Genomic DNA, 17,122 nt, shown 5'->3' on the forward strand with positions numbered 1-17,122 from the left:
GGGCTGACCCGCGAGGGCCGGTCGGCGGAGGCGCTCTTCCCGCGAAAGGCGCCTCCGCCGACCGGCCGCGCGTACCGAACGGCCTCCGCCGACCGGCCGCGCGTCGAGACGGCCTCCACCCTCCATGGCCGACCGGCTACGGGGGTTACGTGGACGGATCGAGGAAGTCCGCCCGGCCCGGTCCGGGCCCCGCTCACCACACCCCCGTACCGTCATGACCGTATGCCGGTTCATGCATGACATCCCGGTCCGGCGACGCGTACCTTCGACGGGATGACGGCCAGCGGGAGGTCCAGTGAAGTCGAACGACGGTGAACAGCGGGCGGGACTGCTCTACGGGGTCGGCGCCTACGGCATGTGGGGCCTGGTCCCGCTCTTCTGGCCGCTGCTCGAACCGGCGGGCGCGCTGGAGATCCTCGCCCACCGGATGGCCTGGTCGCTGGTGGTCGTCGGCCTCGCGCTGCTCGCGCTGAAGCGGTGGGCGTGGATACGGGAGCTGATACGCACCCCCCGCAGACTCGCGCTGATCGCGGTCGCCGCAGTGGTGATCACCGTCAACTGGGGCGTCTACATCTGGGCCGTCAACGACGGCCGGGTGGTCGAGGCGTCGCTCGGCTACTTCATCAATCCGCTGGTCACCATCGCGATGGGGGTGCTGCTGCTGAAGGAACGGCTGCGGCCCGCGCAGTGGGCGGCCGTGGGGACGGCTCTCGTCGCGGTGCTGGTACTGGCGATCGGGAACGGGGAGCCGCCATGGATCTCGCTGGTGCTGGCCTTCTCGTTCGCGACCTATGGGCTGGCCAAGAAGAAGATCAACATCGGGGGTCTCGAATCCCTGGCCGCGGAGACCGCGATCCTGTTTCTGCCCGCGCTCGGCTTTCTGGTGTGGCTGGGCGTACGGGGCGAGTCGAGCTTCGGCTCCGAGGGGCTCGGGCACGCGCTGCTGCTGGCCGCGACGGGCCTGGTGACGGCGGTGCCGCTGGTCTGCTTCGGCGCGGCGGCGATCAGGGTGCCGCTGTCCACCCTGGGGCTGCTCCAGTATCTGGCCCCGGTGTTCCAGTTCCTGCTGGGCGTTCTGTACTACCGGGAGGCCATGCCCGCCGAGCGATGGGCCGGCTTCGCGCTGGTCTGGCTGGCGCTGATCTGTCTGACCTGGGACGCGATCCGGGCGGCCCGCCGGTCCCGGTCCCGCGCGGAGGCGCTGCGGCGCTCCGGCGGGACAGCGGCGGCTCCAGGGGCGGCAGCGGTTCCAGGGGCCACGGCGGTTCCGCCGACCGGCGCGGGCACGGGCACAGACGCGGACGCCCTCGCCCCGGCACCGTCGCCCCGGGCCGTGCGGAGCCCCGCCGAACCCACGGGCTGAGAGACCGCCGCCCGGCGGCGTACCCCGATTTTCCACTCCACCGGCCTACGCCCGGGGCCGGGCGCAGGCCGCACCCCCGCGCCCGGTGTTAGGACCGAAGTCCAGGCCCCGGTCAGCGGGCGCCCGCCAGCGGACGGAGTGAGTGCGTCATGCCACAGCCTCTCGCCCTCTCTGTGGACTTCGGTCAGGGCTTCACCGACGCGTGGTCCGCGGTGGTCCGGTTCATCCCCAAGTTCGTCGCCTTCCTGGTCATCCTGGTCATCGGCTGGTTCATCGCGAAGCTGATAGCCCGGGTCGTGGACCGGGTGCTGCGCAAGGTCGGCTTCGAGCGGCTCGCCGAGCGCAGCGGAACCGCGAACGCGCTCCGGGGGTCGAAATACGACGCGACCGGCATCCTCACCAAGGTCATCTACTACGGTCTGCTGCTGATCGTCCTCCAACTGGCCTTCGGGGCCTTCGGCCCCAACCCGATCAGCGCCATGATCACCGCGGTGGTGGCCTGGCTGCCCAGGGCGATCGTCGCCCTGGTGATCGTGGTGGTCGCGATGGCCATCGCCCGCGCGGCGCGCGACATCGTGCTGGCGGCGCTGGGCGGGGTCTCGTACGGCAGGTTCCTGGCCACCGCGGTCTGGGCGTTCATCGTCGCGCTGGGGGTGATCGCGGCGCTCGGCCAGGCCGGGATCGCCACCGCGATCACCGGCCCGCTGCTCGCCGCCGTGCTGGCCACGATCGCGGGTGTGGTGATCGTGGGCGTCGGCGGCGGTCTGATCGGCCCGATGCGCCAGCGGTGGGAGCGCTGGCTGTCGCGGGCGGAGGAGGAGTCCGCGGGCGCGCGGGACAGCATCAGCGCCTACCAGCGCGGCCGGGCGGACGCCCAGGCCGGGCAGCCCGGCGCGGGCAGCCGCACCACCGGCGCGAGGCGTGAGCGCCGCCGGCCCGGCCGCACGGATCAGGGGCCCGAGGGCCGCGAGAACATCGACCCGATGTGAGCTCACGCGGCGGCCCGGGACCCGAGCGGTCCCGGGCCGCAGTGCGTTCCGGATCTCCCGGGGCCTCCCGGACCTCAGCCCGCGAGCAGATCGTGTTCGCGGATCAGCCAGCAGACGGCGGTCAGCCGCAATGTGGCGAAGTCATGGCCCACCGGCTCGATCCACTCCGTCTCCGCCAGCCAGTCGGTGAAGCCGAGCACATAGTCCGCCAGATCCGCCCTGCGCACGGGAGCGAAGCGGAGGCCCCGCGGCCCGCCGCCACGAAGCCCGGACCCGTCGCCCCGGAACCCCGGCCCGCCGAGCCCGCCGTCCCCGAGCCCCGATACGCCGCCCCGGCGGGGTTCCGGGAGCAGTGCGTCGCGTACGGCCGCGGCGTGCTGGTCGACGGCGGCGATGAGCCCCGGGTCGAAGGAGAACTCCGAGAGCCGGGGCAGATAGGCCGCGACCACGCCCACCAGCGGACAGTCGGCCCCAGGTCCGTCCGATCCATCTGATCCGTCTGGTCCGCCTGATCCATCTGTGGGCGAAATGTCCATCGGACAACGGTAAGCGCCCGGAGACCGCCCCACCGGCGTGACGTTGGTCGCACGCGCCCGGCCGCCCGTGCGCGGAGAGGGGCGGGTGGCGGCTACTGAACGCAGCATGGCCGGATCACAGCGCCGTCCGACATCCGGACACCGCCCGCCCTCGACGGTAAGGGCATGAGCCCCGCCGTCCACCGTTGAAAGGGCTCCGCGGAAGGCTCCGGTACCGGAAATCACCGGCCGTCCACAAGTACTCCACAGCTACCCCTTGGGCACCCGCAGCCCGGCACCGTCCTTTATGCGAACACAACTGACCGGTTTCCGCCCTTGACGGTATGTCGAACTCTCGCTGAACTCTCAGGGCGCACACCGCGCCACTCAGCGCACCACCGCACCAGCTCCCTTCGCTCCGGCCGCACTCCGTCTCTCCGGACGCGGTGGAGGCGGCCGTCCAGCGAGCGCCCCTCAAGCGCCCGAACGCTCAGCGCCACAGCTCCAACGCCCTGGAACCCGCCGTTCCGGGGCGTCTCGCACGTTCCGTCCTGCCCCCGTACGGAATTCGGAGCCCCGATGAAGCTCTCCGCCCCCAGACGCACGGCCGCGGCGGCCGTCATAGCCCTCGCCGGGCTGCTCGGCGCCGCCGCCCCATCAGCGGGCGCGGCGTCCTCCGCCGCCCCTGCCGCTCCGTCGAACAGCGCGTGGACGAGTACCGCGCAGGCCCTCGCCGCGCCCGACATACCGCTCGCCAACGTCAAGGCGCATCTCACCCAGCTCCAGTCGATCGCCACGGCCAACGGCGGCAACCGCGCCCATGGCCGTCCCGGCTACAAGGCGTCCATCGACTATGTGAAGGCCAAGCTGGACGCGGCCGGGTTCACCACGACGGTGCAGCAGTTCACCTCCGGCGGCGCCATCGGCTACAACCTGACCGCCGACTGGCCGGGCGGCGATCCGAACCAGGTCCTGATGGCGGGCGCGCACCTCGACTCCGTCACCACCGGCGCGGGGATCAACGACAACGGCTCGGGCTCCGCCGGCGTACTGGAGACCGCGCTCGCCGTCTCCCGCGCCCAGCTCCAGACCACAAAGCATCTGCGGTTCGCCTGGTGGGGAGCGGAAGAGCTGGGTCTGATCGGGTCGCGGTACTACGTCAACAACCTCCCCGCCGCCGAGCGCGCGAAGATCTCCGGCTATCTCAACTTCGACATGATCGGCTCACCGAACCCCGGTTACTTCGTCTACGACGACAACGCGGCGCTCGAAGCCGTCTTCAAGAGCTACTTCTCCGGACTCGGCGTCCCCACCGAGATCGAGACCGAGGGCGACGGCCGCTCCGACCACGCCTCGTTCAAGAACGTGGGCATAGCCGTGGGCGGGCTGTTCACCGGAGCGGGCCGGACGAAGACCGCCGCGCAGGCCCAGAAGTGGGGCGGCACCTCCGGTCAGGCCTTCGACCGCTGCTACCACTCGTCGTGCGACACCACGGCGAACATCAACGACACCGCGCTGGACCGCAACAGCGACGCCATCGCCCACGCCATCTGGACGCTGGGCACCGGCGCGACCAACCCGCCCGGTGATGTGTACGAGAACGCCGCCGACGTCGCCATCCCCGACAACGGCCCGGCCGTGACCTCCACGGTGACCGTCTCGGGCCGCACCGGCAACGCGCCCGCCGCGCTCCCGGTCGCGGTGGACGTCAAACACACCTGGCGCGGCGATGTGGTGGCCGATCTGGTGGCACCGGACGGAACCGCGTACCGCCTGAAGAACTCCAGCAGCAACGACTCGGCCGACAACGTCATCGACACCTTCACCGTGGACGCCTCCAGCGAGCCCGCGAACGGCGACTGGAAGCTCCGCGTCCAGGATGTGGCGTCCCAGGACACCGGCTACATCGACAGCTGGAAGCTCACCTTCTGAGCCGACCCGGACCCTTCTCCGCCACCCCCGGCCCAGACGGTCGGTAAAAGGGGCTCTGCCAGCCATTTCGCTGACTGGTCAGAGCCCCGAGCGGTGCCATCTACATCCTCACTGTCAGGTGGGCAGGACCCAGCTCGGACGGTCCGGGGTGTCTAGCCACACCCGCTGCCCGGCGGCGGAGAGACCGAGGGTGAAAGCGGTCTGCGGCGGGGATCCAGCCGCCTGCCACACGTCGATGGCGGCCTCGATGTCGTCCCAGAGCCGTGTGGGGCCGCCCTGGTCTACGCGGAATGTGCCGCCGAGGTCATCGGGTACGAGGGTGGCGAAGGAGCCGTCGCGGATGTCGATGGCGTGGATCAGTCGGGGGCCCCCGGCCACCCTCGTCCCCAGATACTGGGCCCCGGGGGCGGCGAGCTGGGCAAGGAACAGCGGCACCCAGTCCCTCAGCACCTCCGGGCCGTGGCGGGCCGGACGCTCGTCGGCGGGTTGCTTCAGCAGGTCGGAAACATCGCCGAGATCGGGCGCGGCCTGGGGCCGGGCGATCATGAAGGACACCGTGCCGGGCAGGAAGGTGCCCTCGGCCGTGCCGTTCTCTCCGACGGTGAGGTGGACGAGGCCGGAGCCGTAGAGCCAGCCGGACAGCGTGGTCAGGATGGTGCCCCCGAGCCTGACCTGGCGCAGCCAGGCGTCGGGGATGGTGCGGACCGAGCAGGTGGCGATCAGATGGTCGTATGGGGCACCGTTCGGGTCGCCGAGCAGGCCGTCGCCCTGAATCAGCCGGGGGGTGTATCCGGCCGTGGTGATCGCTGTACGAGCGCGGGCGGCAGCGGCCGGGTCGTACTCGATCGAGGTGACGTGGTCGCTGCCGAGGCGGTGGCACATCAGGGCTGTGGAGTAGCCGGTTCCCGTGCCGATCTCCAGAACGTGGTCGCCGTCCTTCGGGTCCAGGTCCTCCAGCATTCGAACGACGAGGCTCGGGAGGGTGGACGAAGAGGTCGGGGACCCGGGAACCGGGCCGTCCACGTCGCCGGGGTGCACACCGCCGTCGAGCTGGGTGACCAGAGTCTCGTCGGCGTAGACCTCCTCCAGCCAGGCTTCGCGGCCTTCGGTGACGGGCGTAACCGGGGTCCACACAGTGCCCCGAGGGCTGTTGCCCCGGCGGAAGAACCCGTCGGGGACGAAGCTCTCCCGGGGCACCGCTGTGACGGCCGCCCGCCAGGCAACCGAGCGCAGACCGACGCCCTGCAATCGGTCGGCCAGCTGCTCGCGCAGGTGGGCAGCGGGGCCGCCGTCAGTGGGAGCGGTCATGTCGGGGATCCCTTCTCCAGCGCATCGGCGATGGCGGAGGCGATGGCGATACGGGTCGGGGGATCCACGAAGGCCCACTGGCCGTTCGGGTTGCATTCGTACATCCACCAGCGGCCATCCTGGCCGAGCCCGAAGTCGAACGCCCCGAAGACCAGACCCAGCGCGTTCATGAACCTCAGGATGCGGGTCCGGACATCGGCAGGGACTTCGACGGGGCTGAAGGAGATCCGCTCGTAGTCCCAGCGCCAATCCAGATGATCACCGTCCACGGCGACGCGACTGGCGAACGCCTGGTCGCCGACGACCGCGACCCGAACATCCGCCACCTTGTCCACGGCCTGCTGGAACAGGTGCGGGCAGGCCGACACCCGGTCGTCGATCTCCTCAGGATCGACCGCCCGCACCCAGATGGTGCGACGCTCGCCGTCCTCCACATAGGTGGTGGAACGCAGCGGCTTAAAGACAACGGGGCCGTGCTCCTTGGCGAAAGCTCTAGCCGCACTGGGATCGTTCGTGATCAGAGTGGGCGGGACGGCCAGTCCGGCGCGGGCGGCTTCGGCGATCTGTCGCGGCTTGAACTCGGCGGCCAGGTTGCGGTGGGGATGGTTCACGTACAGGCAGTCCAGTGCGCCGAGCACGCCTCCCAGGCCGTGGCGGGCGTGCGCAGTGACGAAGGTTCGCTGCTGGGCGTCCAGGTGGTCCGGCGCGGTGAACAGGGACGGCCGCCGGTGGTAGACCGCGCGGACATCGCGGAGGTCGAGTGCGCGGTGCTCCGTGGTCAGGGGGCCAGTCCACGGCTGACCGGGTGCCGCGAACGCGGAGAACGTCACCGGGTCCGTGCCCGAATCGAACCGGGCTACGGGAACACCCCTGTCGTTCAGTTCGCGGATGACATAGTCCGACGTGGGGTCGTTCAGCCCCGTGAGCACCACTACCGGACGATGCGTGCTCACTCTCAGGCGCCGTCCTGGGCTTCGTCCTGTTCGGACCGCTGGTCCGCGTCCTCGTCCATGGCATCTGGGCCGGCCCCGTCACCGGGGTTGGTCGTGGTGTCCGTCTCGACTCCACGGTGAGTCGAGTGCTTTCCCATCTCCAGCCGCCGACCGGCCGCGTCCTCGTAGATCGTCGTCTGCGTCTCAGGGTCCAGCCCGACCACCCTCCCCGTGGGCTTCCCGAGCGTCGGATACGGTTCCATGCGGGTCAGCCCCCAGGGCACCATCTGATCCATGCTGCTCCTCCGAGAGAAGAACGGTCGCTGCATTCTCCTCATGCGTGGTTCCTCTGGATACCAGCAGTGACCGTTTCCGGCCATCACGCACACGCCTCCTCCAACGGCGGCGACTGCGTGGAGGCCGCCGCCAATCCCACCGCTACCGGCGTCGTCCCCGTCCGGGACAGCAAGCGCCCGAACGGCCCGGTCCTCACGGTGTCTCCCTCGGCGTGGACGGGCTTGGTCGCCCTCGCCCGGTCCAGCGACATCTAGTCGAGCCCCACACAGACTGCGTGCGTGTGCGCCCACCGCACACGCATGCAGTCATCCCCGGGGCGGGCGCCTCTAGGCGGTGATGTCCTTCGAGGTGAAGCACGCCCAGGCCGCCGACCCGAACACCGCCGCGTACACAGCCTGGAGCCCGAGGTTCCGTCCCACCTCGTCCCAGTACAGCGGCTCCCTCAGCAGATCCGAGAACGACATCCAGTAGTGCGGGAAGAGATACGGATGGACCGCTTCCAGCTGCGGGATCGCGCCCAGGATCTGCACCGTGATCAGCAGCCCGACCGTCGTCGCCATCGCCGCGACCCCGCTGCCGGTCAGGGTGGAGACGAACAGCCCGAGCGCCGCGAGGCCCGCCAGTGACGCGGCGACCACCATCGAGATCAGCCCCGCCCTCAGCAGCCCCTCCCCGAAGGAGATCCTGGTGCCCGAGATGGTGGTGACGTCCCCGAGCGGGAAGAGCAGCGCCCCGGTGGCGAGCGCCGACACCGCGACCGTCAGGGTCGCGAGCAGACAGAAGACCAGCGTCGTGGCGTATTTGACGAGCAGCAGCCGGGTCCGCCCGGCCGGTGCGACCAGCAGATAGCGCAGGGTTCCGGCGCTCGCCTCGCCCGCGATGGCGTCGCCCGCGACCACCCCGACGACCATGGGGAGAAAGACGGGCAGGGTCGCCGCGAGCGCGGCGAAGACCAGGAAGAGCCCGTTGTTGGTGACCTGGGTGATGAAGGCGGGTCCCTCGCCGCCGTGGCCGTCGTCCGCCGTGCCGTCGTCGCCGGTCTGTATCTTCACGGCGATGCCGATCAGCACCGGTACGGCCGCCAGCACCCCGAGCAGGGCGAGGGTCCGCCAGCGCCGGACGGTGATGATCAGCTCGGAGCGGAAGAGCCCCGGCCCCCCGAGCACCCGGTGGAAGCGCCCTGGCCCTCCGGGCGCGCGGCGGAGGAGTCCCGGACCCTCCGGCGCGCGATCGTCGTCCCCCGTCCGCCGCTCAGTCTCAGCCCGCGACATCGAAACCCTCCCCCGTCAGCTCGACGAAGGCGTCCTCCAGCGACGCCCGCTCGATCCCGAACCCCCGTACCCGTACGCCGCCGTTCACCAGCGCGGCGTTGAACCCGGACAGCTCCGCCTCCTCGCCCGGCGGATCGCCGGTCACCCGGCCGCCCGCCGCGTCGACGCTCACCCCGGTGACGCCCAGCTCCTTGAGCAGCCGGGCCGCGTCCCCGGTGTCGGGGGTGACGACGGCGAGCCGGCCCCGGGCGCGGGCCGCGAGCTCGGCCACCGGGCCCTGGGTCAGCAGCCGCCCCTGGGCCATCACCGCCGCATGGGTGCAGACCTGCTCGATCTCGTCGAGCAGATGGGAGGAGAGGAAGACCGTGGTGCCGTCCGCCGCCAGCTCGCGTATCAAGGAGCGGATCTCCCGCATGCCCTGGGGATCGAGGCCGTTGGTGGGCTCGTCCAGTACGAGGAGTCCGCGCGGCTGGAGCAGGGCGGCGGCGAGCCCGAGGCGCTGCTTCATGCCCAGCGAGTACGCCTTGGCCTTCTTGCCCGCCGCCGGGGTGAGGCCCACCCGGTCGAGGGCGGCGGTGACCCGGGCCGCGCGGGTGCGGGGGTCGGCGGTCGGGTCGGCGCAGTCGTACCGCGTCAGATTGTCCCGGCCGCTGAGGAATCCGTAGAGCGCCGGTCCCTCGATCAGCGCCCCCACCCTCGGCAGTACGGTGCGCAGGGCGCGCGGCACGGGCTCGCCGAGGACCCTGGCGCTTCCGGCGGTCGGCTCGATGAGGCCCATCAGCATCCGGATGGTGGTGGTCTTACCCGAACCGTTGGGGCCGAGGAAACCGAAGACACTGCCCACGGGGACGGTGAGGTCGAGCCGGTCGACGGCGAGCTGACCGCCGCGGTAGCGCTTGGTGAGACCGTGGGTCTCGATCACGGTGGTCATATCCCGTTCCCGTCTCCTTCATCGTCCCCGGCGCTCCCGTCTCCCGGCCCCCGGCCCTGCCCCCGGCTGCTCCCCCGCGGCAAACAGTCCGCCCCGCCGTACGCAGCGTACGGCGGGGCGGTCGGCGCATGTGCTGTCCGGCGGGCTCGTCCGGGCTCGTGTGCGGTCACCCGAACGAGCCCGCCGGGTCGGTCACTTGTCCGCGTTCGCGGCCTTCACCAGCGCGTCCTTGGTCACGGCACCGACGTAGACCTGGCCGTCGTCCGTCATCAGGGCGTTGATCAGACGGGTCTCGAAGACCGTGCCCGAGCCGAAGTCGCCGCTGACCGGGTCGCCCAGCCCGCCGAGGATGCCCATGGCCCCGGCCGCCGCGCCGTCGCCCTCAGCGCCCGCAGCGCCCTTCTCCGAGCCGCCCTCACCAGCGCCTGTGCCGAACTTCGCGATGGAGGTCCAGTCCTTGCCGATGACGTTCAGCCCACCGCCCGGGAAGCCGCCGAACTCGTTCTCCAGCTCCTTCTCCAGCTCCTTGAGGTCCTGCTTGCTCGGCTCGCCCTCGCCCTTCGCCGACTCATCGGCCTCGGTGACCTTCGTGCCCTTCGGCGGGGTGAACTCGAAGAGCGCCGAGGACGGCTTGGAGAAGTCGACCTTGGTGAAGCCCACGTCGATCGCGGCCTTGCCGCCGCTGCTCGGGTTGACCGAGAATTTCAGCGGCGTGCCCGTCTCGGAGTCCACCGCGATCTTGATCGAGCCGATCGTCGAACCGCTCTGCCGTGGCTTGACGGCGAGCTGGTACGCGTCCCGCCCGGCCACCTGCGCGGTGCCGTCGACGGTCACCGAGGTGGAGGGGCCGGCCGCCTTCAGCGCCTGCTCGGCGAACTCCTGGGGCGTGATCGACAGCGGCTTCGCCCGCTTCGCCGCCGCGCCGTCGCCGCTCTTCCCGCCCGGCTTCTCGGTGTGCATCGCCTCGTTGGAGGCGCTGTCGTACGCCCAGATCTCGCCCTCGTTGTGGATCATGCTGTACTCCGCACTCTCCTCCAGGACCGAGATCTTCTGGCGCTCGGGGCCGTCGAAAGCCACCCGCAGGGTGTGCGTCCCGGTCGCCAGCTGCGTCAGCTTGTCCTCAGGAGCGGCGGACGAGCCCCCCCGGCCGCCCTCTCCGGGGCCGGGCAGATAGTTGTCCGCGAGCGCGGCGATGGACGGAAGCCCGAGATCCGTGCTGATCTTGACCGTGCCGGAGAGCTGCTCGGTCTCCGAGGCGGCGATCTTCGCGATGAGCTCCTGTGCGCTGATCTCGGGCAGATCCGGGTCGCCGGAGGCGGCGAGCGCCGGGACCAGCCCGATGGTCGCCGCGGCGATGCCGGCCACCGCGACCGGGACGAAGTAGCGCGCTGCTCTGCGGCGGGCCGGTGAGAGGTCCTGGCTCTCGTCGGTGTTCTGCGCGCTCTCGTGTGAAGCCATGGTGTGCCCTACCTCCGTGGTCGGTCAGAAGCGGTGGTGCCCAGAGCGAAGAACTGCGGTGGCGCTGAGAAGCAGTGACGCTCGAAAGCGGTGATGCGGTGATGCGCTCGTTCGGTGGTGCGGTGATGCGGTCGTTCAGCGGCGCCGTTGTGCCGTGGTATCCATCTGACCAAAATCGCGGCGTCCAGGCGTCCGCCCCCGGGAGCAACTTGTCGTACTGCTGGAGGATGACGGAACGGTGCGGCGTCTCCCCCGTCCAGTAGGGGGAGACGCCGCACCGGCGGAGTGTGCGCGGCCCTCGGGCCGGGCGGGCAGGCGGTACTACTTCTGGATGAAGACGTAGTCGGCGCCGTACGGGACGCCGACGACCGCGCCCTTGTAGCAGCTGCCGGCAGGGGCGACGCCGCCGACCGTGTTCAGCCGCAGGATCTCCCGGACCTTGGCGAGCTGCCCCTTCCGGTTGCCGGACTGCTTGGCCTTGAGGTCCAGTTCGGCGATGTTCTCGTCCCCGTTGGGCGTCTTGCTGATCAGGGAGGCGGTGACCGCGCTGTGGTCGGGGGCGATCCACTGCGGCGTACCCGAGCCGGGGGCGGTGAAGGAGTGCGCGATCCTGCCGCCCAGCACCGCGCTGACATCGCGCTGCTGGAAGGAGAGCTTGCCGCCCACCCGCTTGCACTCGTAGATCTGCTTGCCCTTGACCACGGACGCCTGGAAACTGCTGAGCGCCTTGTCGAAGGCGATGGCGGTGGTCACCTTGTGGAACTGGCCGCGCACGGCCCCGCCCGGGAACTGCGCGGTGTGCAGATTGGCGTAGAAACCGTTCGGGTCCTTCTTGAACGCGGCGAGCAGCGCCTTGTCCTTGACCTTGACCGCGCCGGTGACCTTGCCGGTCCAGCCGTCGAGCTGCCCTGAGCCCGTGGCCAGCAGCCCGGTGAAGTCGATCTTGACTCCGCCGTTGGCGCCCCGCGCGCCCGGGTGGATATGGAGCGCGGTCGGCTTGGCGGTGCCGCGGAACTTCACGGCGACCGAGACCTTGTCCCCCTGCACCTTCACGAACTGGAGCGCCAGACCGTCGGCGTCGCCGACCGCGGGCCCGCCCGGCGCCTGAACCTCGTTGGCGCCGTTGAGGCTCGCCACGAAGTACGAGGCGGCGGCCTTGGCCGTACCGCCCGAGCCGGCGCCCTGGAGGGAGACGACGGGGGCGCCCGCCGCGTGCCCCGCGTGGGCGTCCGCGCCCTTGCCGTCGGCGGCGAAGGCGGGCAGTACGGCGAGGCCCACACCGGCCGCGGCGACGACGGCGGTGGCACCGATAAGGATGGTCTTGGTGCGCTTCATCAGGAAAACTCCCCGTACCTTCGCCAACGCCCTGTGCGTCGGCTTCCGGGCATGAGTACGGAGCGGATCCGAGTCTGGACTCAATCCAGGAAAGTGACCTGCGTCACAGCGACGAGAGGTGAATACGGCCAGGTCAGCGCAGTACCCCGGTCCAGACCACCCAGAAGAGGGACGGCGGTCGCCGTCACCCCGGCGGAACGGCGCGCTCAGCCCGCGCGGTGCACCACCGCGTCGCACAGCTCCTCCAGAGCCGCCTTCGCGTAACACTCGGGCAGCGGCGCGAGGGTCGACCGCGCCTCCTCCGCGTACCGCACGGTGTCGCGGCGGGCCTGCTCCAGCGCCGGATGCGCACGCAGCCGGCGCAGCACCTCGGCGTGCCGGGCGTCGTCCGTCAGATCCCCGTCGAGCAGCGCGACCAGCTCCTGGTCCTCGGGCAGCCCCAGCGCCTCCGCCCGCGCCCGCAGCCGGAGCACCGGCAGGGTCGGAATGCCCTCGCGCAGATCCGTGCCGGGCGTCTTGCCCGACTCATGGGAGTCGCTGGCGATGTCGAGCACGTCGTCGGCGAGCTGGAAGGCCACGCCGAGCCGCTCCCCGTACTGGGTGAGGATGTCCACGACGCCCTCGTCGGCGCCCGACATCATCGCGCCGAACCGGCCCGAGACGGCGATCAGCGAGCCCGTCTTCCCCCCGATGACATCGAGGTAGTGGTCCACCGGATCGCGTCCGTCGCGCGGCCCCGCCGTCTCCAGGATCTGCCCGGTGACCAGCCGCTCGAACGCCTCGGCCTGGATCCGCACCGCCTCCGGGCCGAGGTCGGCCAGGATGTGGGAGGCGCGGGCGAAGAGGAAGTCGCCGGTCAGCACGGCCACGGAGTTGCCCCAGCGGGCGTTGGCGCTGGCCACGCCGCGCCGCACCTCCGCCTCGTCCATCACATCGTCGTGGTACAGCGTCGCGAGATGGGTCAGCTCCACCACCACGGCCGAGGGCACCACACCGGGGGCGTAAGGGTCGCCGAACTGGGCGGCCAGCATCACCAGCAGCGGCCTGAACCGCTTGCCTCCGGCCCGCACCAGATGCTGCGCGGCCCCCGTGATGAAGGGGACCTCGCTCTTGGTGGCATCGAGCAGACCCGCCTCCACGGCTGACAGTCCGTTCTGGACATCGGCCTCAAGAGCCTGGTCCCGCACGCTCAGCCCGAACGGCCCGACGACGGTCACGAGGTGGTCTCCTGTCTGCTGATAATCACACGGATTGTCGATGTGTCTCCGGATTCACTCAAGTCAGCGTATCCGGTCGCCTTTCGATCACCATGAGCGCCTTCCCGCCGCCGCCGGTATGTTCGTGATCAGCACATACGACCAGAAGTGAGCCTTTTTGCCGATATCGGTAACCGGGTGATGCGACAGACCCGGCGACGGCTCGGCGACAGGGGCGCACCCACGTGCATCGAGGCTCAGCCATGCGCCATCGCGTCCAGTTCCCCTACGAGACCCACCGCCACGACACCCGGATTCCGGTGCGCGACGGCACCCTTCTGTACGCCCGCGTCTGGCGTCCCGAGACCGATCGGCCCGTCCCCGCGCTGCTGGAGTATTCGCCGGAAAGGCTGACGGACACGACGGCCTCTCGCGACTGGCAGCGCCACCCCTGGTACGCGGGCCACGGCTATGCCTCCGTACGCGTCGACGTACGCGGCCACGGAAACAGCGGGGGCCTCCCGGACCACCCGGCCGCGGCGGGCGCCCCGCCCGGCGCGGGGACGCCCGGCCCGACCGCACTGACCGACGCCGTCGAGGTGATCGACTGGCTCGCCGCCCAGCCGTGGTGCACCGGCCGGGTCGGCATGTTCGGCATCGGCTGGGGCGGCGACTGCGCGCTGCGGGTCGCCGCCCTCGGCCCCGAGCCGCTGCGCGCCGTCGTGACGGTCTGCGCCTCGGACGACCCGTACGACAACGGCGGCTGCTATCTCGGCGGCTCGGTGCTGGCGGAGGGCCTGCTCTCGCGCTCCGCCGCCCGGCTCTCCTCCGACTGCCGCCCGCCCGACCCGCATGACGCGGGCGAGTCCTGGCGCGCGCTCTGGCTCGACCGCCTGGAAGCCGTCGAGCCCGCCGCGCACACCTGGCTCGCCCACCAGATCCGCGACGACTTCTGGGAGCGCCGGACCCCCGGCCCGGCGCTCCACGCGGCGGTGCTCGCGGTCGGCGGCTGGTACGACCCGCACCGCGACACCGTGCTCCGGCTGCTGGAGCGCCTTCCGGCCGACCGGGTACGCGGGGTGATCGGACCGTGGTCCCACCAGTACCCCGACCACGGCGGGCCGGGGCCCGCGATCGGCTTTCTCCAGGAGACCCGCCGCTGGTGGGACCGCCATCTCAGGGACATCGACAACGGCGCGATGGCCGAACCCCTGCTGCGGGTCTGGAGCGACGAGAGCCACTGGACGGGCGAACCCGCCTGGCCGCCGGCCGATGTCACCGCCGTCCCGTACGAGCTCCGGGGCGTGCCCCGGCCGGTCGACTCGCCCCACTCCACCGGCCTGGACGCGGGCCCCTACGTCCCCCACGGCGGGCATGCCCCGGCCCAGCGCCTGGATCAGCCCCCGGACCGACGCCCGGACCAGCCCTTGGACCAGCGCCTGGACGACGCGTACTCGGCGTGCTTCGAATTCCCGGTGAACGGCGACCCCGTGACGATCCTGGGCAGCCCCCGGGTCACCCTGCGGCTGCGCCTGGACGTGCCCCACGGCCAGGTGATCGCCCGGCTCTGCGACATCGCGCCCGACGGCTCGTCCGCGCCGGTCACCACGGGCGTGCTCAATCTCGCCGCCCGCCACGGCCGGGAACGCGCCCACGCCTGGCCGCCCGGCGGCACCGAGGACGTCTCCTTCCCCCTGACGGCCATCGGCCACACCTTCCCGCGCGGCCACCGCATCCGGCTCGCGATCTCCTCCGCGTACTGGCCATGGGTCTGGCCCCAGCCGGGCTCGGCGGGATTCGTCCTGGTCCCGGAGAACTCCCGGCTGGAGCTCCCCGTACGCGAGGCCCGCGTCCGGACGGCCGAACGGATCGTCTTCCCCGAACCGGAGCAGTCCGAGCCGCTCGGCGTCAGCTCCCCCGCGACGCTGGACGGCCGGCGGCCCGAACGGCTGCTGATCCGGGACGTCACAGCGGGCGAATGGCGGCTGGAGACCCTCCCCCGCCCGGCCGGCGGACTCATCCACCCGGACGGGCTCGAACGGACCGAGGAGGCGCTGGAGACCTACACCGTCCAGGAGCGCGATCCCCATACGGCCCGCGCCGCCGCCCGGTGGACGGTCCGGCTGCACCGGCCCGATCCGGGCTGGGACGTCACCGTCGAGACCACCTCGGAGATCTCCTGCGACGCGGCCGACTTCCTGCTGCGCGACGAGGCGGTCTGCCGCCACGGCGGGGAAGTCGTCTTCCACCGCACCTGGGAGAGACGCCTCCCGAGACTGACCGGATGATCGCGCTCTGCCGGGCGGGCGGCCCGGCCACGTAACGTGTCCTCACCACGTGGAAAGCGAGGCAAGCACCGATGACCGAGCAGAGCCCGCTCGATCTGGCCGAAGACGACCCCTTCGGTCCGCACAACCTCCCGTACGGCGTCTTCACCACGGCCGACGAGCCCGAGCGGCCACGGCTCGGCGTCCGTTACGGAAACCATGTACTCGACGCCGGAGCCGCCGCCCGCGCGCTCGGCTCACCCCACGCCGGACTGCTGGAACAGCCGGGTCTCAACCCGCTGCTGGCCGCCGGCCGTACCGTCTGGCACGAGGTGCGGAGCGCGCTGACCGCCTGGCTGACGGCCCCCGCCCACCGCGCCGTGATAGAGCCGCTGCTCCATCCGCTGGACGCGGTCGCCATGCGGCTGCCGTACGAGGTCGCCGACTACGTCGACTTCTACGCCAGCGAGCACCACGCCCTCAACGTCGGCCGGATGTTCCGCCCGGACGGGGACCCGCTGACCCCGAACTGGAAGCATCTGCCCATCGGCTACCACGGCCGCTCCGGCACGATCGTGGTCTCCGGCACCGATGTCGTACGCCCCCGGGGGCAGCGGAAGGGGCCCGCCGACCCGGCCCCCGTCTTCGGCCCGACCACCAAGCTCGACATCGAGGCCGAGGTCGCCTTCCTGGTCGGCGCCCCGTCCGAACCGGGCCGCCCGGCCGCCCTCGGCGACTTCCGCGACCATGTCTTCGGACTCTCCCTTCTCAACGACTGGTCGGCCCGGGACATCCAGGCGTGGGAGTACGTCCCGCTCGGACCGTTCCTCGGCAAGTCCTTCGCCACCTCGGTGTCGGCGTGGGTGACCCCGCTGGAGGCGCTGGAGGCGGCCAGGGCCGATCCGCCCGCGCGGGACGCGGAGCCGCTGCCCTATCTCGACGACTCCGCCGAGGACGAGAAGGGCGGCTTCGACCTCCGGATCACGGTCGCGGTCAACGGCCATGTGATCGCCGAGCCGCCGTTCGCGACGATGTACTGGACGGCCGCCCAGCAGCTCGCCCATATGACGGTCAACGGCGCATCGCTGCGCACCGGCGATCTGTACGCCTCCGGCACGGTCAGCGGCTCCGAGGTCCATCAGCGCGGCTCGCTCCTCGAACTGACCTGGAACGGCCGGGACCCGCTGGAACTGCCCGAAGGGCAGCGGACGTTCCTGGAGGACGGCGATGTGGTGACGATGACGGCGTGGGCCCCGGGCCCGGACGGCGTACGGATCGGTCTGGGCGAGGTCACAGGCCGGATCGCACCCGCGCTCTGACCCGGGCCG

Annotated in this window: 15 protein-coding genes; 6 read left to right on the forward strand and 9 right to left on the reverse strand. The window is 71.3% G+C overall.

Annotated elements, in window-relative coordinates:
• Nucleotides 1-355: 355 nt before the first annotated feature.
• Nucleotides 356-1,363 carry an EamA family transporter RarD gene (gene rarD, locus FF041_RS18765; protein ID WP_407698172.1) on the forward strand — a complete coding sequence of 336 codons (1,008 nt, stop codon included), beginning with the start codon at nucleotides 356-358 and terminating at the stop codon, nucleotides 1,361-1,363.
• 149 nt (nucleotides 1,364-1,512) lie between these two features.
• Entirely contained in the window at nucleotides 1,513-2,352 is an 840-nt protein-coding gene (locus FF041_RS18770) for a mechanosensitive ion channel family protein (RefSeq protein ID WP_153523888.1), read from the forward strand.
• A gap of 74 nt (nucleotides 2,353-2,426) precedes the next feature.
• Here the strand turns inward: FF041_RS18770 and FF041_RS18775 are convergent, their stop codons facing one another.
• Nucleotides 2,427-2,888 carry a DUF6401 family natural product biosynthesis protein gene (locus FF041_RS18775; RefSeq protein ID WP_153523889.1) on the reverse strand — a complete coding sequence of 154 codons (462 nt, stop codon included), beginning with the start codon at nucleotides 2,886-2,888 and terminating at the stop codon, nucleotides 2,427-2,429.
• A 558-nt stretch (nucleotides 2,889-3,446) separates the two neighbouring features.
• Between FF041_RS18775 and FF041_RS18780 the strand changes: the two genes are divergently transcribed.
• The gene (locus FF041_RS18780; RefSeq protein WP_153523890.1) at nucleotides 3,447-4,799 is read left to right on the forward strand and encodes a M28 family metallopeptidase; all 1,353 of its coding nucleotides are present in this window, start codon (nucleotides 3,447-3,449) and stop codon (nucleotides 4,797-4,799) included.
• Nucleotides 4,800-4,913: 114 nt separating this feature from the next.
• On the opposite strand, the gene tgmC is transcribed toward FF041_RS18780, so the two are convergent.
• From tgmC to tgmA, 3 genes are read right to left on the reverse strand one after another with little or no spacing between them, the layout of a single operon-like run.
• Complete coding sequence (tgmC, locus tag FF041_RS18785) at nucleotides 4,914-6,107, reverse strand: ATP-grasp peptide maturase system methyltransferase (RefSeq protein ID WP_153523891.1); 1,194 nt, start codon at nucleotides 6,105-6,107, stop codon at nucleotides 4,914-4,916.
• The gene (gene tgmB / locus FF041_RS18790) at nucleotides 6,104-7,060 is read right to left on the reverse strand and encodes an ATP-grasp ribosomal peptide maturase (RefSeq protein ID WP_323392115.1); all 957 of its coding nucleotides are present in this window, start codon (nucleotides 7,058-7,060) and stop codon (nucleotides 6,104-6,106) included. Before tgmB ends, tgmC begins: the two co-directional genes overlap by 4 nt.
• Nucleotides 7,061-7,062: 2 nt before the next feature.
• A complete protein-coding gene (gene tgmA / locus FF041_RS18795; protein WP_228388374.1) occupies nucleotides 7,063-7,335 on the reverse strand; it encodes a putative ATP-grasp-modified RiPP in 273 nt (90 codons plus the stop codon).
• Between the two features lie 66 nt (nucleotides 7,336-7,401).
• Between tgmA and FF041_RS18800 the strand changes: the two genes are divergently transcribed.
• On the forward strand, nucleotides 7,402-7,590 hold the full coding sequence (locus tag FF041_RS18800) for a DUF397 domain-containing protein (protein ID WP_323392116.1): 189 nt from the start codon (nucleotides 7,402-7,404) through the stop codon (nucleotides 7,588-7,590).
• A gap of 72 nt (nucleotides 7,591-7,662) precedes the next feature.
• Here FF041_RS18800 and FF041_RS18805 read toward each other — a convergent pair whose 3' ends face one another.
• From FF041_RS18805 to FF041_RS18825, 5 genes are all read right to left on the reverse strand, one after another.
• The gene (locus tag FF041_RS18805) at nucleotides 7,663-8,607 is read right to left on the reverse strand and encodes an ABC transporter permease (RefSeq protein WP_153523894.1); all 945 of its coding nucleotides are present in this window, start codon (nucleotides 8,605-8,607) and stop codon (nucleotides 7,663-7,665) included.
• A complete protein-coding gene (locus tag FF041_RS18810) occupies nucleotides 8,594-9,538 on the reverse strand; it encodes an ABC transporter ATP-binding protein (RefSeq protein WP_153523895.1) in 945 nt (314 codons plus the stop codon). Before FF041_RS18810 ends, FF041_RS18805 begins: the two co-directional genes overlap by 14 nt.
• Before the next feature lie 192 nt (nucleotides 9,539-9,730).
• Complete coding sequence (locus FF041_RS18815; protein ID WP_153523896.1) at nucleotides 9,731-10,996, reverse strand: LolA family protein; 1,266 nt, start codon at nucleotides 10,994-10,996, stop codon at nucleotides 9,731-9,733.
• A 321-nt stretch (nucleotides 10,997-11,317) separates the two neighbouring features.
• On the reverse strand, nucleotides 11,318-12,331 hold the full coding sequence (locus tag FF041_RS18820) for a CHRD domain-containing protein (protein ID WP_153523897.1): 1,014 nt from the start codon (nucleotides 12,329-12,331) through the stop codon (nucleotides 11,318-11,320).
• Nucleotides 12,332-12,537: 206 nt separating this feature from the next.
• Nucleotides 12,538-13,548, reverse strand: a complete 1,011-nt coding sequence (locus FF041_RS18825) for a polyprenyl synthetase family protein (RefSeq protein ID WP_323392118.1) — start codon at nucleotides 13,546-13,548, stop codon at nucleotides 12,538-12,540.
• 242 nt (nucleotides 13,549-13,790) lie between these two features.
• Here FF041_RS18825 and FF041_RS18830 point away from each other — a divergent pair, with 242 nt between their 5' ends.
• Nucleotides 13,791-15,815, forward strand: coding sequence for a CocE/NonD family hydrolase (locus FF041_RS18830; RefSeq protein WP_153523898.1), 2,025 nt, complete (start codon nucleotides 13,791-13,793; stop codon nucleotides 15,813-15,815).
• 71 nt (nucleotides 15,816-15,886) lie between these two features.
• The gene (gene fahA, locus FF041_RS18835; RefSeq protein ID WP_153523899.1) at nucleotides 15,887-17,113 is read left to right on the forward strand and encodes a fumarylacetoacetase; all 1,227 of its coding nucleotides are present in this window, start codon (nucleotides 15,887-15,889) and stop codon (nucleotides 17,111-17,113) included.
• Nucleotides 17,114-17,122: the final 9 nt, after the last annotated feature.

This window comes from Streptomyces jumonjinensis (assembly GCF_009600885.1).
GTDB classification, from domain to species: Bacteria; Actinomycetota; Actinomycetes; order Streptomycetales; family Streptomycetaceae; genus Streptomyces; species Streptomyces jumonjinensis.